Genomic DNA, 14131 nt, shown 5'->3' with positions numbered 1-14131 from the left:
CTCTTTTTTAGTGGCATTACTGCTCTTGCTGCAAGCGCTCGTATAACCAATCTTTTAATTCTGTACGTTCGTGTTTTAATAGATGCATTTGTTCATCGCTTATGGGCGCATCTTTGAGCTCTAACACTCTAATCTCTTTATCTAGCTTGTCGTACTTATCTGCTTTTTTTGCAAATTCAGTATCGCTTTCATTTAACTCGGCAATGGTCTTTAAGTACTCTGGAAAGTCATTTGTTAATGAGTGGTCTTCGCCTAACATATTCGCTCCTTAGTAGGATATAAATGAGCTCACAAGTAAGTGAGTTGTATAAGTGAATTACTGCCTTTCATATAATACACTGGGGCTTACATAGATATAATTCAACCATCGAGCCGCTAATTTGATGTAGCACAAGCAATCTGTTTATTTTGCTCAGTAAGGCATTTCACCAAAGTATTTAATAGTGCGATCAATAAATGCACGTACTTTAGAGGTCAATAATTTATTGTTGGGGTATACAGCCTACGTAGGTGTATTAACTAATCGTAAAAAGCTTAGGGTTCGATATTATTGCTCAAGGTGCAAGGAATCTCTGGCTAGAGAAAATAAATTTAAATATCATCATGATTCAATACGTTAGTAAATCTCTTAACCAGAGTTCAAGTTAGTAAACCAATACCCGCTAAAGGCTTTTAAGCATTTTAGCTAAAAGAGTTAATTTTTAACGCTTTTTGCTAATTTATGTTGGTTAATTAATAGTGGTAGAATGCAGCGCTTAGTACCACTTGTGTAAAGTAGTGGTCAATAATTTATAAGGTCTGTTGTGTAATGCTGTTGATGATCGACAACTACGATTCGTTTACTTACAACTTAGTGCAATATTTTCAGCGTTTAGATCAAGACGTTTTAGTAAAACGTAATGATGAGCTAAGTATTGCACAAATAAAACAGTTAAACCCGCAGCACATCGTGTTATCGCCAGGGCCATGCACCCCTAACGAAGCGGGTATTTCACTAAATGTTGTTGAGCAACTAAAAGGGCAATATCCTATTTTAGGGATTTGCTTGGGGCATCAAACTATCGCACAAGCTTTAGGTGGAGATGTAATTCGTGCTAAAAAAGTAATGCACGGTAAAACATCACCCATAGTTCATACTAATAAAGGGGTGTTTAAAGGCTTAGCTAATCCGTTAACGGTATGTCGTTATCATTCTTTAGTGGTTAAAGCGCAAACTCTGCCTAAAGAGCTTGAAGTAACCGCATGGACTCAAACTGAGCAAGGCGAGTTTGACGAAATTATGGGGTTGTTACACAATGAACTTGCTATCGAAGGTGTGCAGTTTCATCCCGAAGCTATTTTAACTGCTCAAGGCTTAGAACTGCTTGATAACTTTTTAACTCGCTTCTAATGTTATAATACACATAGCATTTTATACTTTATTAATGGATTTCATGACTGAACTTGAAGCGCAACAGCGTACTGCCAAAATATTAAGCCAACGGGCTCATGACTTATTGCTTGGGCACAGCTTTGCGCATCAGCAAATTGGTTTCATTCATACATTAGATATAGATTACGGCGAACCGATGAAGCAACGTACTTTGCTTCAGGTTGAAGTGGCCGCACAGCATAAACGCCAGCAAAGCAGTACTGCACATCATAAGTATCGCGCTCAAGCGAGTGAGCAACTACACAAAACAATTGAAACAGCTATATATAAGCAGCTCGAGGATATAGATGGCGTAATTCATAGCACCATAGGCATTGAAGATGGCATTGCCAATATACTCGATATATTAGCGGTAAAGTCAGCGTCGGTAGGGCGTTTAGAGCCATTGGTTAATGATATAAGCTGGTTGGGTAGGGAGTTAGTAACGCTCGTTAATTTACCCTACTATCGTAATCAGCGTAGTAAAAACACGTCTGTAAAAGTAGATAAACCATCGCTTGCTCTTCGCTATATTGGTCTTGATAACTTACAGCTAGTTATACCTACATTTGCTACGCGTCATTGGATGCCACATAGCACCGAGCCATTTTCATTATTAAAACGTCGTTTACGTGACAGCGCGATGGCAAACGCGATTGCTGCGCAAAAAATTGCACAAATTAATAATGTGAACGACGTTCATGCATTTACCCTTGGTATGCTTTTAGATGTAGGGCGAATTGCATTGGTGCGTTTGTACTTAAAAACGTTTGAGAAAGTATGGCAACGTAAAGTGCAGTTAGCCCGAAATGAAAACCAAAAAGATTTACACACCGCATTATTAGAGCTACAGCCCGACCCGCTATTTTTAACCACTCTACTTAGCAATAAGTCGATAGAAGTAAGCGCCAAAGTAATAGACAAAATGGCTTTTAAATATTTACCGTTTAAAGGTGTAATGCAGCAGCTAGTAAATGGGGTAGATAAGGGCGATACATTACTGGCGTTAACACAAGTAATGCTAAAGGCACGGTGCTACTCTCAATATCTTAATTTAAAAGAACATCAACTTATTGAGCCTGATGAAGCTCTAAGCTGGTTTTCGCACTTTAAGTTCACTAAAACGGAACTAAAAACCCTCCAATCGAGTAATTTTACCAATTTAGCTATTCAAATTGACTAAAAATCTGAATTTTTTGTTAATTTTTTTGCGACTAACCATTCATTTTCATCTTATTGTTATATTACATATTTGCCGATTAAAGCGTGTGCGCCTCTGTACTCATGCGGTTAGTTGCCTAAAAATAAGCATAAATAGCTATGCAAATAGTTATTCACTATCTATGAAATAATATCTTTAGCCCTTTATTTTCAAGGGATACATGAAAGTTTTTAACGAGACAGATATAAGTAATTCTGAAATAATGTGCGTCTGAAAATTGAACCACAAAGCAATTTTGCGCAATTATCAGGTTACTGATCTTGCCTATAAAGTTGGTTACAAATATTAACCAAACACCTATTTTGATGTTTTGTGTTGCTCACAATTAAGAGGAAATAAAATGACAGTCAATCGCGAATTATTTGATCACGTAATGGTTCCTAACTACGCACCTTCAAGCGTAATTCCTGTTCGAGGCGAAGGCTCTCGCGTATGGGATCAACAAGGTCGAGAGTTTATCGACTTTGCTGGTGGTATTGCAGTTAACTGTCTTGGCCATTGCCACCCTGCATTAGTAGGCGCATTAAAAGAGCAAGGCGAAAAAATCTGGCATCTATCTAACGTAATGACCAATGAGCCGGCACTTCGCCTAGCTAAAAAAATGGTTGATGCGACATTTGCTGAAAAAGTTTACTTTGCCAACTCTGGCGCAGAAGCAAACGAAGCCGCGCTTAAATTAGCGCGTCGTTTTGCACTTGATAAGTTTGGCGCAGAAAAATCACAAATCATCGCGTTCAACAAAGGTTTCCACGGTCGTACATTCTTTACCGTAACTGTTGGCGGCCAAGCTGCATATTCAGATGGTTTTGGCCCTAAGCCTGGCGACATTATACATTGCGATTACAACGACCTAGCTGCTTTTGAAGCACTTATCAGCGATAAAACATGTGCCGTAATGATGGAACCTCTACAAGGTGAAGGCGGTATTGTTTCACCAACTGATGAGTTTGCTCAAGGCGTTCGCGATTTATGTACTAAACATAACGCACTGCTTATTTTTGATGAAGTTCAAACAGGTGTTGGTCGTACTGGCGATTTATATGCATACCAAGGCTTAAACGTAGTACCTGATATTTTAACTTCGGCTAAAGCACTTGGCGGCGGTTTTCCTATTGGCGCTATGATCACAACAACTGAAATTGCACAGCACCTTAAAGTAGGCACACATGGTTCTACTTATGGCGGTAACCCGCTTGCCTGTGCTGTTGCAGAAGCGGCATTTGATACAGTAAATACCCCAGACGTATTGGCTGGCGTAAAAGAAAAAGCAGCATTATTTAATGAACTACTTAGCGCGGTTAACGAAAAATACAACGTATTTAGCGAAATCCGTGGCCAAGGTTTATTAATTGGTGCAGTAGTGAACGAGCAATACAAAGGTCGTGCAAAAGAGTTTTTAGTGGCAGGTACTGAGCAAGGCCTTATGTCACTAGTTGCCGGTGCAGACGTAATACGTTTCACTCCATCTTTAGTAATTCCTGAAGCGGACATTCGCGAAGGTATGGCACGCTTTGAAAAAGCAGTAGCAAGCGTAGTAAACGCATAAGCGACTTAAGCCAACCAATTAAGGGCAAGCACCGCTTGCCCTGCAATTCCTATTTACCGTTATTTATAAGGGAGCAAGCGGACTCATGATGATCCTTCGCCCAATCCAGCAAAATGATTACTCAGCATTACTGAAAATTGCCCACGAATCGGGGCATGGTTTTACGTCTTTGCCATTAAACGAAGAACTATTGCAAAAGAAAATAGACCATTCTGTAAGTTCATTTGCTAAGCAAACGTCACAACCCGGTGACGAAGGCTACCTGTTTGTTCTTGAAGATAGCGAAACCGGTGATGTTGTAGGTACGTCTGCAATTGAAGCTGCGGTAGGGCTTGATGATGCATTTTATCATTATCACTTAAGTAAAGTGATTCACTCTTCGCGCACATTAGACGTATACAAAGCGGTTGATATTTTAACGCTATGTAACGACTACACAGGCGCTACAGAGCTTTGCACATTGTTTTTAAAAGATGGCTATCGTAAAAATTGTAACGGTAAGCTACTTTCCAAAGCGCGCTTTATGTTTATAAAGCAGCATCAAGAGCGTTTTGCACAAACAGTGATTGCAGAAATGCGCGGTGTGTCTGACGAAAACGGCAGTAGCCCTTTTTGGCAGTGGCTTGAAGAGCACTTTTTCTCAATGGATTTTCCAACAGCCGACTACCTAACAGGTATTGGCCAAAAGGTTTTCATTGCTGAACTAATGCCTAAATACCCAATTTATGTAAATTTGCTAAGTAAAGATGCGCAAGCCGTAATAGGTAAAGTACACGACAACACACGCCCAGCAATCGAGTTATTAAAAAGCGAAGGCTTTACGTTTAATGGCTATGTAGACATTTTTGACGGCGGCCCAACGGTTGAAGCAAAAGTAGATAACATTGCGACGATTCGTAATGCAAATAACTTTAACGTTGAAATTGGCGAAATGACTGGCGACACCATGGTGTTACTAGCTAACGAAAAGCTTGAAGATTTTAGAGCAACCGTTGCACCAATGACATTTGACGAGCGCGCAAAAAGCCTTATTTTATCGCAAGAAATAGCAGATGCACTGCATTTGCAAACTGGCGATATTGTTAGTGCAACCACGATTTAATTTAGGAGAAAGTATATGACTCATCCTGCACAATTTATTAATGGTCAATGGTCACAAGGCCAAGGCACAGAATTTAATTCAGTAAACCCTGCAAATAACGACGTTATTTGGCAGGCATCATCAGCAACTGCGGCGCAAGTAGACACCGCAGTAAATGCAGCGCGCGAAGCGTTTTATGCATGGGCTGATAAAAGCTTTACTGAGCGTTTAGAAATAATTAAAGCATTCGCAGCGCAATTAAAAGAAAACAGCGAAGAGCTAGCTATTACTATCGCACAAGAAACAGGTAAGCCACTGTGGGAAACGCGCACAGAAGCGGGTGCTATGGTTGGTAAAATTGCCATTTCTGAAAAAGCATTTTTAGAGCGCACTGGCGACGTAGAAAACGCAATGCCACTTGGCCGCGCGATGATTCGTCATAAGCCACATGGGGTTGTAGCCGTATTTGGTCCGTATAACTTTCCGGGTCACTTACCTAATGGCCACATTGTGCCAGCGCTTTTAGCAGGTAACACGGTTGTATTTAAACCGTCTGAACTGACTCCTAAAGTTGCCGAGCTTACGCTTAAACTGTGGGAGAAAGCAGGCTTACCAGCCGGTGTAATCAACCTCGTTCAAGGTGAAGTAGAAACGGGTAAAGCCCTTGCTGCTCACAAAGGGATTGATGGCTTGTTCTTTACGGGTTCTTCGCGTACTGGTCATATTTTACATGAACAGTTTGCGGGTCAACCGGGTAAAATTTTAGCGCTAGAAATGGGTGGTAATAATCCACTTATTATTACTGACGTTGAAGACACTAAAGCGGTTGTTCACGATATTATTCAATCAGCGTTTATCTCAAGCGGCCAGCGTTGTACATGTGCACGTAAACTGTTTTTACCTAAAGGTAGCAAAGGCGATGTAATTTTAGAGCGCCTTATCACTGCAACTAAAGCGATTAAAGTAGGTAACTACGATGATGCAGACCAGCCATTTATGGGCTCTATGATCTCATCAGCGGCAGCAGCGGGCATGGTTAAAGCGCAAAACGAGCTTGTTGAGCTTGGCGCTCAAGTATTAGTAGAGCTTGAGCACACAGCTAATACTGGCTTTGTAACACCAGGTATTATTGAGTGTACAAATATTAGTGACTTCCCAGATGAAGAGCATTTTGGACCACTTTTAAAAGTATTCCGCTTTGACGACTTTGACCAAGCCATTGATAAAGCAAACGATACAACCTTTGGTTTATCGGCTGGTTTATTAAGTGATAGTGCAGCAGATTACGACCATTTTTTACGTCGTATTCGCGCTGGTATTGTTAACTGGAACCGCCCAATTACTGGCGCGTCAAGCGCAGCACCATTTGGTGGTATTGGTGCATCGGGCAATCACAGAGCAAGCGCGTATTACGCAGCTGATTACTGTGCATACCCAGTTGCTTCAGTAGAGCTTGAAAAAGTAGCGATGCCAGCAACACTAAGCCCAGGCTTAAAAATAGATTAAGCAGTAATACTACTTAATCATTATAAAAGCAGCTTCGGCTGCTTTTTTTGTATTGCTATCGTACAAGGCTAGTAATTATCGACTCTTTCTGCTTAAATCAGCATAATTAAATATATTTAGGTGGTTCGCATAATGGTTTTAGATAGGCAAGGGTACGATGATTTGATCATGTATCTAACTCAAAATTTAGCATTGTTTGAGAAGCCAGGCGAAATAAAACCAGGCGCTCCAACAGTAATGGAATTAATCGAAGACGTCATTGCACAAAATGTGATGCTTATTTGCGAGCAGCACACAGACCTCAACACAGAGCAGCGTAGTCAAATTGTACGTGAAGTTGATGGCATAGTTTACGATTTAGAAGAAGTCCTCAGCAGCATCACCTCACAGCCTGTCACGGTTGAACAGCATGCCTTTATAGATGAATTTGCAGGTTTAGTGAAAAACCTCTTTGATAGCGCTTTAGCACAACAATCTTAGTCATTTTATAGCCCTGCGTTGCATTTTCATTTGCAACTACGGCTAAGTTGCTTACAATCAAGAAAATATTTTTTTGAGATATAACAATGCAAGCAAATGTAAAATGGGTTGAAGGCGATACGTTTATTGGCCGTTCTAATTCTAACCACAATGTTGTGTTTGATGGCGGCAGCGATAGCGCAGCACCAAGCCCAATGGAAATGGTTTTAATGTCAGTTGGCTGTTGCTCATCAGTTGATGTGGTTAGTATTTTAAAAAAAGCTAAACAAGATTTTTCAGACGTGCAAGTGCAACTCAGTGCAGAACGCGCCGAAACAGCACCGCGCGTGTTTACCAAAATCAACTTACACTTTGTTGTTAAAGGCAATAATGTGTCTGAAAAGCACCTTGCACGTGCAGTTTCACTCTCTGCTGAAAAGTATTGCTCGGTTGCATTAATGCTTGATAAAACAGTAGAAATTACGCATAGCCACGAAGTTGTGCAAGATCAAGCAAAATAACGCTTTTTCCACGAGGAAAATTCGTATAAAATCCGCAAACTTTTCATTCTGCAGGTGCAGAACCCACTAATTTATAGGTTGGTTTATTATGAACAAACCCTTCGATAAACTTAAACTTCATGGCTTTAACAATTTAACCAAAAGTTTAAGCTTTAGTATTTATGATATTTGTTACGCAAAGACCGAGCAACAACGTAAAGAATATATTGAATATATCGATGAGCAGTACAGTGCAGATAGACTAACCGATATTTTAGGTGAAGTTGTTGATATTATTGGTGCTAACATTTTAAATGTAGCGCGCCAAGATTATGAACCGCAAGGCGCAAGTGTAACTATTTTGGTTTCAGAAGAACCAGTAGAAGAGCAGCAAAATTACGATGCTGACGAAGCACCAGGCCCATTACCTGATTCAGTTGTTGCACACTTAGATAAAAGCCATATTTGTGTACACACATACCCAGAAGCTCACCCTGATGATGGTATTTGTACATTCCGTGCTGATATTGAAGTATCTACCTGTGGCATTATTTCGCCACTTAAAGCGTTAAACTTCTTAATTCATAGCCTTGAGTCAGACGTAGTAACAATAGACTACCGCGTACGTGGTTTTACCCGCGACATAAACGGTGTTAAGCACTACATTGATCATGCTATTAGCTCGATTCAAAACTTCATGACAGAAGATACAAAAGAAGCGTACCAGATGATGGACGTGAACGTGTATCAAGAAAACCTGTTCCATACTAAAATGATGTTAAAAGAAACCGACTTAAATACCTATTTATTCGGCCTTTCTACTGATGAGTTATCGGACGAAGAAGAAGACGAGATCCGCTCTAAGCTGACTCGCGAAATGCAAGAAATATTCTATGGCCGTAACCTGCCAGATACAGAATAATAGCAACGAATTAAATTAAAAATGGCGCTCAGTGAGCGCCATTTTTTTGCTTTATTTTATAAGCAATAATTGTGTTTGTCGGCCATTTAAATACCAGACACCGCTTTTATCAAAAATAGCATCTTCCTCTAGCATTATTCTTATTTCTTTATTCCACTGCTTTATAAACACCGCATTGTTAAGCTCAATTGAGTAAGCCGTATTTAAATGTAGCGGATAGTCCCCATCTCCCGGTACACCTTGCTGAGAATCCCACATACCTAATGTAGTACCAGCAGCATGACCATGATAGCCAAGAGGATGAGTATAAATAGTGGGTTTTAATCCCTGAGCAATAGCGGCTTTTCGTGCTGCAGCTAAAACTTCATTACCGGTTTTTCCTACCGCAAATTGATTGGTAAATATATCTTGGAGTTTATTACCGCTTTTTAGTGCTTCAACTAAGTAACTAGGCGCACTCGTTTCGTTTTCTTTGAGCACATACGCATGCTGCTGCGTGTCGGTATTTAAGCGTAAATAAGTAATCCCAAAATCGACATGAAGTAAATCACCGGCTTGTATAACGTTATCATCGTAGCCATTGGTAAAGCTTTCTTCATGATTAAACGACTTCGCATCGGCGCGTTGAATAGCAACGCTTGGATGAAACCATGTTTGTAGTTTTAGCTCTTTTACACGCTCTCTAAACCACCATACCAAGTCATCGCTAGTTGTTTCACCCGCCGTAATTGTTTTACCCGAAAACCCCTCTGCAATAATATGATGAGCAATAGCCACAATATGTTTATACATTTTAACTTCTTCAGGAATGCGTTGTTCTAACCACGCAACACCAAGCGGCTCTGCAGAAATTATTTTATTGTGATAAGTGGCGGGTAAGTTAGCCATTAAGGTTTTGTAATCGCCTAGCACAAGGCCATCGGCATGTGCCCAGTCGGTAGAAGTATTAAGCGCAATGTTGCGAGGTTTGTATTGCTCAATAAGTGTATTGAGTGCTTCCCACTGGCTTGGTTGTGTTTGTTTATCCCAGCCTTTTTTAAATACGTTACCTATTTTATAAGGCGCAATAGCGTAAGCATCAACACCACCTTGTTTATTAAGTGCAAATAGCAAAATAGTGGTGCGTCTGGCTGAAAGCCATGTTGCAGGCAGCATTGTTTTTAATATTGGGTCTTCATTGTATTCGCGGCTTATAAGAAGCCACATATCAGTGTTGTGCTGCTTCATTAACGAGGGCATTAAGCTATTGATTCTAAGCTCAGTTATTTTATCTATAAACGCTGCGCGCTCTTTCATTGATAAAATTATTGGAGGTTCTGAGGCTTTAACTAAAGGGCTTACAAATAGTGTTGCGAGCAAACATGCGCTTATTAGTAATAATTTATTGTATTGCATAGTTGGGCTATTTTTAGGCTAATTTGTACTTAACATGCCAGAACCCACACTATAAAAAAATAATTTGAGACAAAGCGTACAAACAAAAAAGCCCAGCTAATTAAATTAGCTGGGCTTTTGAATATATAGCGTATTAATTAATCATGCTGTAAATAAGTGCAAATACAGCAAGCGAGCCAACCGCTAATATAAATAGCGTGCTAAAGCGATTTCGGTATTTATTAAGTGCAGGTACTTTATAAACTGCAATCATTGGCATAATGAATAAAATCATCGCAATGATAGGGCCCGATAACTGATCCATCATGTCTAAAATACTTGGGTTTTTAACCGCACAAAACCAAATAGCTAAAAACATGATTAACACACCAATTTTATCGGTAACGCCAGCGCTTAAGCCTGTTTGTTTAGTTACTAAACCCGTAAAGCTTTCACGCGCTCCTAAAAAGTGACCCAAAAACGACGATGTAATAGCAATAAAGGCAACAAGCGGCCCAAGTGTGGCAATAAACGAGTTATCAGTAATGTTAGCAAGGTAGGATAAAACCGATACGTTAGCGGCTTTAGCAGCGGCCATTTGCTCGCCTGTAAGCGACAGCACGCAAGAGAACACAAATAACAGTACAAAGGTAATAAGTAGTAAGCTAGTGCGCTTTAAAATCGCCTCAGATTTATGTGTAGCTTGTTCACCGTAGTGACCGCGTTGCACGTTTACAAAGCTTGAGATAGCCGCTGCGTGGCTAAACGAAAACACAATAATAGGAATAGATAACCACAACGTTTTACCAAAGCTGCCCATTTCAGGCATTGTCATATCTGGCATTTGCCAGCTAGGGATTAAATAAAGTGATAAAAAGAACAATATACCCACAAGCGGATAAACTAAAATAGCAAAGGCACGCAGCATTAAGCGCTCTCCGCCCATCATTAAGCTAATCATACCTGCAACTAATACACCCGAAAGCAACACGCGAGAAGGTGATTCCATCCCCATTTGATTAACCATAAAGCTATCAACGGTATTGGTTAAGCCCACACCGTAAATAAGCAAAATTGGGAATATAGATAAAAAGTACAATAAAGAAATTAACCGCCCCGCAGTCACACCAAAGTGTTCTTCAACTACATCGGTAAAATCGGCATCTTTATTTTTTGATGAAAGTACAAAACGCGCTAATCCACGGTGTGCACAAAAGGTCATTGGAAATGCTAAGCATGCCAAAATAATTAACGGCCAAAAACCGCCAATGCCAATATTAATAGGTAAAAATAAAATACCCGCACCAACGGCGGTACCAAAAAGGCTTAAAGTCCACTGCGTATCGTGCAGGTTCCATTTAGAAGTGGGTGTGTTTGAAGGTGTGTGTGCACCTGTTGTTGATGCATTTGAAAGCGTTGCATCTTGAGATGTTGTCATGTGTGTGTTTATCCATTATTTAAATAACAATCGCGCGCAAGAATATAGTTTTTAGCTAAAAATTTCATGTTTTGAGAGGATTTGTAGACTAATTAATTAGACCAAATTGAAGGGTAAGTGTCATGAATACGAAACAGCGGTGTAAAAGTGAGCAAACCCTTAAGCGCCAACACCACATTATAATTTTAAAGTAGGTTGATTAGAGCGCAGCGAAACCCAACACGCTATAGTGTCACGCGAGCAGCAAAGCCGAGGTAGGCGGTTTTCATAACGTAAAAATAGGGGAAGGTCATTTTTATTGGTTTTCATTTAAAAATCAGAATCTGCCCCGAAAAGCTGTTAAGTAGAAGCCATTGATCTGAACTTCATAAGAGATTTTTATTAAACTCCGTTATACTTCCTGCAATTGAATATGCCAAACGAAGTAAATAGGCCACTAACTGCAATGAGCAAAGAGATTCTCTTCCATACTACTTTTGCGCACGAAACCAGTAAAACATGGGTTGTATTTGTCCATGGAGCAGGTGGTAGCTCGGCAATTTGGTTTCGTCAGCTTAAAGCCTATAAAAAAGAATATAATGTATTGCTGCTAGATCTTCGTGGTCACGGTAAATCGAATAACTTAGTACAAAACTTTGTTGATAATAATTATTCATTTAATAATGTCTCTAAAGACATCATCGATGTGTTAGATCATAACAATATCTCCAGCGCACACTTTGTTGGTATTTCATTGGGTACAATTCTTATTCGAAATATTGCTGAAATTGCGCCGCAATATGTTTCTAGCATGGTGCTAGGTGGAGCGGTTACTCGTTTTAATACTCGCAGTAATACATTGGTTTATTTAGGTAATACTTTTAAACACTTCTTGCCTTATATGTGGCTGTATCGCTTATTTGCTTTTATTATGATGCCGAAAAAGCGTCATAAAGAATCTCGACTTTTGTTTGTTCGTGAAGCAAAACGCTTGTGCCAAAAAGAGTTTATAAAATGGTTCAAATTAGCCATGGACGTAAACCCCTTAATGCAGTACTTCAAAGAAAAAGACATTGATATTCCCATTCTTTACATTATGGGCAAAGAAGATCATATGTTCCTTGGCCCTGTTAAAGAAATGGTTAAGCGTCATAAAAACAGCGTACTGCAAACTATTCACCATTGCGGCCATGTCTGCAATGTAGAACGTCCTGACTTATTCAATCAGCACTCGCTTGCTTTTATCGCCCAGCAAAATCGTTAAGGGTTGTTGCTTTTAAAAAGCGTTTAATTAATGGCAAGTCTTAAAAACGTATAATAGCCATCACTTGTTGATTGGAAACGGTCATTCTTTTGCCTTTATCCTCAAGCTAAAAACACTGTATTGCTTCATGCCACACCCTTTTACACACAGTAAAATACCTCGATTAAATATAATTTTATAATTGGCAATCACTTACACAGTTTGTTACTAATAGATATTCACAAAATAAGAACACGCTCATGTTAACTATAAGGGTGTGATTTGAGCAAGTTACTAGAATGCAGGGAAGTGTGTGAGAACATTTTTAGTTTTAATATCATTCCTTCTTAGTGGGTGCTCTCCAATTTGGGAGGAGCAACCTTATAAAGTGTATTAATTGACGGTACCAAAAGGTTAGGTTACAGCCTTGGTCAGGGCGCATATATTGGGCGACTCGATGAACCAATAAATATTAAGTCTAACGAGCAATATATTTCGGTTTATGCTTGTCCGCATAAAACTTGTGCTTTTTACTATATTGATAAAATCAAAGATAACAAGTTTGCTGAACACAAGAAGTTTGTTTATGGGCCATACACAAAAGCTCAATTTGCAGCGATAGCCAAAAAGTTAGGGTTACCGACTACAAATTCCGGCGTTAAAACCGCAATTTAATAAAGGCTAAAACTTTACTTAGATTTTCACTGGCTACAATAGCGCCAAATCAGTTAACTAAAACGCCTTTTAAAGTTTATAAGTATAGAACTTAAAGAAAAGCAAAGGCAGTAAAGAGAGTTCGCATGGATAAAAAGAAAGCCATTGTTATATTATTCGGCATAGTATGGTTTATATTAGGAGCTGCTTTTTTCATAGGTTTTGAGTCAGTAGAAAAGTTGTTGTTTTGTGTGTTTGTATTTTTCTTTTGTTATAGATATATCTATGCATTTATATTAAAGAGAAGTATTTATGCACCATATACCGGTGAGGAAATTCCTCCTACTGAAGGTAATTTAATAAAGCGGCTCTTTATGCTGATTATAGGCATCGGTGTGTGCACCTATTTTACTTTCTTTATCCCTTAAAAAGTATATTTGCCCAGTAGCTCTTTATATTATTAGGTGTCGGCAGGATGAAAAATAAAGATAACGGATATCCTTATCTCAATATAGACCGACTTACGTATATTTATAAATGTGTTAAGTGCAAAGCTCATATTAAAAAAGGCATGGCAACCTGTTATAGATGTGGCTATGAATTCACATCTAGCGATATTGATAAAATGCTTACAGAGTATAAAGAAAACTATTCAAAAAACTGGCATGTTAAGATTTATTTTGTGCTATTTGTTGGAGGGATAGTGCTTTTAGTGCTGAATATAAATTAAATGTACTCTATTAAAAAAGAATTAGGATCAGTTTTTTACTTTCACTCAAAACTATAAATTAGAAGG

14 protein-coding genes are annotated in these 14131 nt (G+C 39.2%); 11 read left to right on the top strand and 3 right to left on the bottom strand.

What is annotated here, in order from left to right; all coding sequences use genetic code 11:
- Window positions 1–16: 16 nt before the first annotated feature.
- Complete coding sequence (locus tag H5161_RS11920) at window positions 17–259, bottom strand: YdcH family protein (protein WP_002958856.1); 243 nt, start codon at window positions 257–259, stop codon at window positions 17–19.
- Between the two features lie 549 nt (window positions 260–808).
- Between H5161_RS11920 and H5161_RS11915 the strand changes: the two genes are divergently transcribed.
- The 8 genes from H5161_RS11915 to speD all read left to right on the top strand — a co-directional run bounded on the left by H5161_RS11915 (window position 809) and on the right by speD (window position 8647).
- The gene (locus H5161_RS11915; protein WP_024596662.1) at window positions 809–1390 is read left to right on the top strand and encodes an aminodeoxychorismate/anthranilate synthase component II; all 582 of its coding nucleotides are present in this window, start codon (window positions 809–811) and stop codon (window positions 1388–1390) included.
- A 43-nt stretch (window positions 1391–1433) separates the two neighbouring features.
- On the top strand, window positions 1434–2594 hold the full coding sequence (locus H5161_RS11910; protein WP_182769392.1) for an HDOD domain-containing protein: 1161 nt from the start codon (window positions 1434–1436) through the stop codon (window positions 2592–2594).
- 379 nt (window positions 2595–2973) lie between these two features.
- On the top strand, window positions 2974–4179 hold the full coding sequence (locus H5161_RS11905; RefSeq protein ID WP_182769391.1) for an aspartate aminotransferase family protein: 1206 nt from the start codon (window positions 2974–2976) through the stop codon (window positions 4177–4179).
- An 85-nt stretch (window positions 4180–4264) separates the two neighbouring features.
- Complete coding sequence (gene astA, locus H5161_RS11900; RefSeq protein WP_182769390.1) at window positions 4265–5281, top strand: arginine N-succinyltransferase; 1017 nt, start codon at window positions 4265–4267, stop codon at window positions 5279–5281.
- 15 nt (window positions 5282–5296) lie between these two features.
- On the top strand, window positions 5297–6766 hold the full coding sequence (gene astD, locus H5161_RS11895; RefSeq protein ID WP_182693187.1) for a succinylglutamate-semialdehyde dehydrogenase: 1470 nt from the start codon (window positions 5297–5299) through the stop codon (window positions 6764–6766).
- A 132-nt stretch (window positions 6767–6898) separates the two neighbouring features.
- Complete coding sequence (locus H5161_RS11890) at window positions 6899–7246, top strand: DUF3802 family protein (RefSeq protein WP_002958862.1); 348 nt, start codon at window positions 6899–6901, stop codon at window positions 7244–7246.
- A gap of 86 nt (window positions 7247–7332) precedes the next feature.
- Entirely contained in the window at window positions 7333–7746 is a 414-nt protein-coding gene (locus H5161_RS11885) for an OsmC family protein (RefSeq protein ID WP_002958863.1), read from the top strand.
- An 88-nt stretch (window positions 7747–7834) separates the two neighbouring features.
- A complete protein-coding gene (speD, locus tag H5161_RS11880) occupies window positions 7835–8647 on the top strand; it encodes an adenosylmethionine decarboxylase (RefSeq protein WP_024597058.1) in 813 nt (270 codons plus the stop codon).
- A 51-nt stretch (window positions 8648–8698) separates the two neighbouring features.
- Here speD and H5161_RS11875 read toward each other — a convergent pair whose 3' ends face one another.
- Window positions 8699–10042 (bottom strand): M24 family metallopeptidase, encoded by a 1344-nt coding sequence (locus tag H5161_RS11875; protein WP_182769389.1) that lies wholly within the window; start codon window positions 10040–10042, stop codon window positions 8699–8701.
- Between the two features lie 133 nt (window positions 10043–10175).
- A complete protein-coding gene (locus H5161_RS11870; RefSeq protein WP_182769388.1) occupies window positions 10176–11459 on the bottom strand; it encodes an aromatic amino acid transport family protein in 1284 nt (427 codons plus the stop codon).
- 445 nt (window positions 11460–11904) lie between these two features.
- On the opposite strand from H5161_RS11870, the gene H5161_RS11865 reads away from it, so the two are divergent.
- The 3 genes from H5161_RS11865 (at window position 11905) to H5161_RS11855 (ending at window position 14065) form a co-directional block, all read left to right on the top strand.
- The gene (locus H5161_RS11865) at window positions 11905–12702 is read left to right on the top strand and encodes an alpha/beta fold hydrolase (RefSeq protein WP_165723694.1); all 798 of its coding nucleotides are present in this window, start codon (window positions 11905–11907) and stop codon (window positions 12700–12702) included.
- A 779-nt stretch (window positions 12703–13481) separates the two neighbouring features.
- On the top strand, window positions 13482–13763 hold the full coding sequence (locus H5161_RS11860; RefSeq protein ID WP_076925765.1) for a hypothetical protein: 282 nt from the start codon (window positions 13482–13484) through the stop codon (window positions 13761–13763).
- A 47-nt stretch (window positions 13764–13810) separates the two neighbouring features.
- Complete coding sequence (locus tag H5161_RS11855) at window positions 13811–14065, top strand: hypothetical protein (RefSeq protein ID WP_076925764.1); 255 nt, start codon at window positions 13811–13813, stop codon at window positions 14063–14065.
- The last annotated feature ends 66 nt before the right edge of the window (window positions 14066–14131 follow it).

It is taken from the genome of Pseudoalteromonas sp. SG43-5 (assembly GCF_014164345.1).
Lineage (GTDB): Bacteria > Pseudomonadota > Gammaproteobacteria > Enterobacterales > Alteromonadaceae > Pseudoalteromonas > Pseudoalteromonas distincta.
The sequence above is the reverse complement of the archived record's forward strand: the minus strand, read 5'-3'. Positions and strand labels throughout refer to the sequence as shown.

Bases quoted from the DNA above. Each gene is read 5' to 3' on its own strand.
- H5161_RS11920 (WP_002958856.1), bottom strand. From the start codon at position 259: ATGTTAGGCGAAGACCACTCATTAACAAATGACTTTCCAGAGTACTTA.
- H5161_RS11915 (WP_024596662.1), top strand. From the start codon at position 809: ATGCTGTTGATGATCGACAACTACGATTCGTTTACTTACAACTTAGTG.
- H5161_RS11910 (WP_182769392.1), top strand. From the start codon at position 1,434: ATGACTGAACTTGAAGCGCAACAGCGTACTGCCAAAATATTAAGCCAA.
- H5161_RS11905 (WP_182769391.1), top strand. From the start codon at position 2,974: ATGACAGTCAATCGCGAATTATTTGATCACGTAATGGTTCCTAACTAC.
- astA (WP_182769390.1), top strand. From the start codon at position 4,265: ATGATGATCCTTCGCCCAATCCAGCAAAATGATTACTCAGCATTACTG.
- astD (WP_182693187.1), top strand. From the start codon at position 5,297: ATGACTCATCCTGCACAATTTATTAATGGTCAATGGTCACAAGGCCAA.
- H5161_RS11890 (WP_002958862.1), top strand. From the start codon at position 6,899: ATGGTTTTAGATAGGCAAGGGTACGATGATTTGATCATGTATCTAACT.
- H5161_RS11885 (WP_002958863.1), top strand. From the start codon at position 7,333: ATGCAAGCAAATGTAAAATGGGTTGAAGGCGATACGTTTATTGGCCGT.
- speD (WP_024597058.1), top strand. From the start codon at position 7,835: ATGAACAAACCCTTCGATAAACTTAAACTTCATGGCTTTAACAATTTA.
- H5161_RS11875 (WP_182769389.1), bottom strand. From the start codon at position 10,042: ATGCAATACAATAAATTATTACTAATAAGCGCATGTTTGCTCGCAACA.
- H5161_RS11870 (WP_182769388.1), bottom strand. From the start codon at position 11,459: ATGACAACATCTCAAGATGCAACGCTTTCAAATGCATCAACAACAGGT.
- H5161_RS11865 (WP_165723694.1), top strand. From the start codon at position 11,905: ATGAGCAAAGAGATTCTCTTCCATACTACTTTTGCGCACGAAACCAGT.
- H5161_RS11860 (WP_076925765.1), top strand. From the start codon at position 13,482: ATGGATAAAAAGAAAGCCATTGTTATATTATTCGGCATAGTATGGTTT.
- H5161_RS11855 (WP_076925764.1), top strand. From the start codon at position 13,811: ATGAAAAATAAAGATAACGGATATCCTTATCTCAATATAGACCGACTT.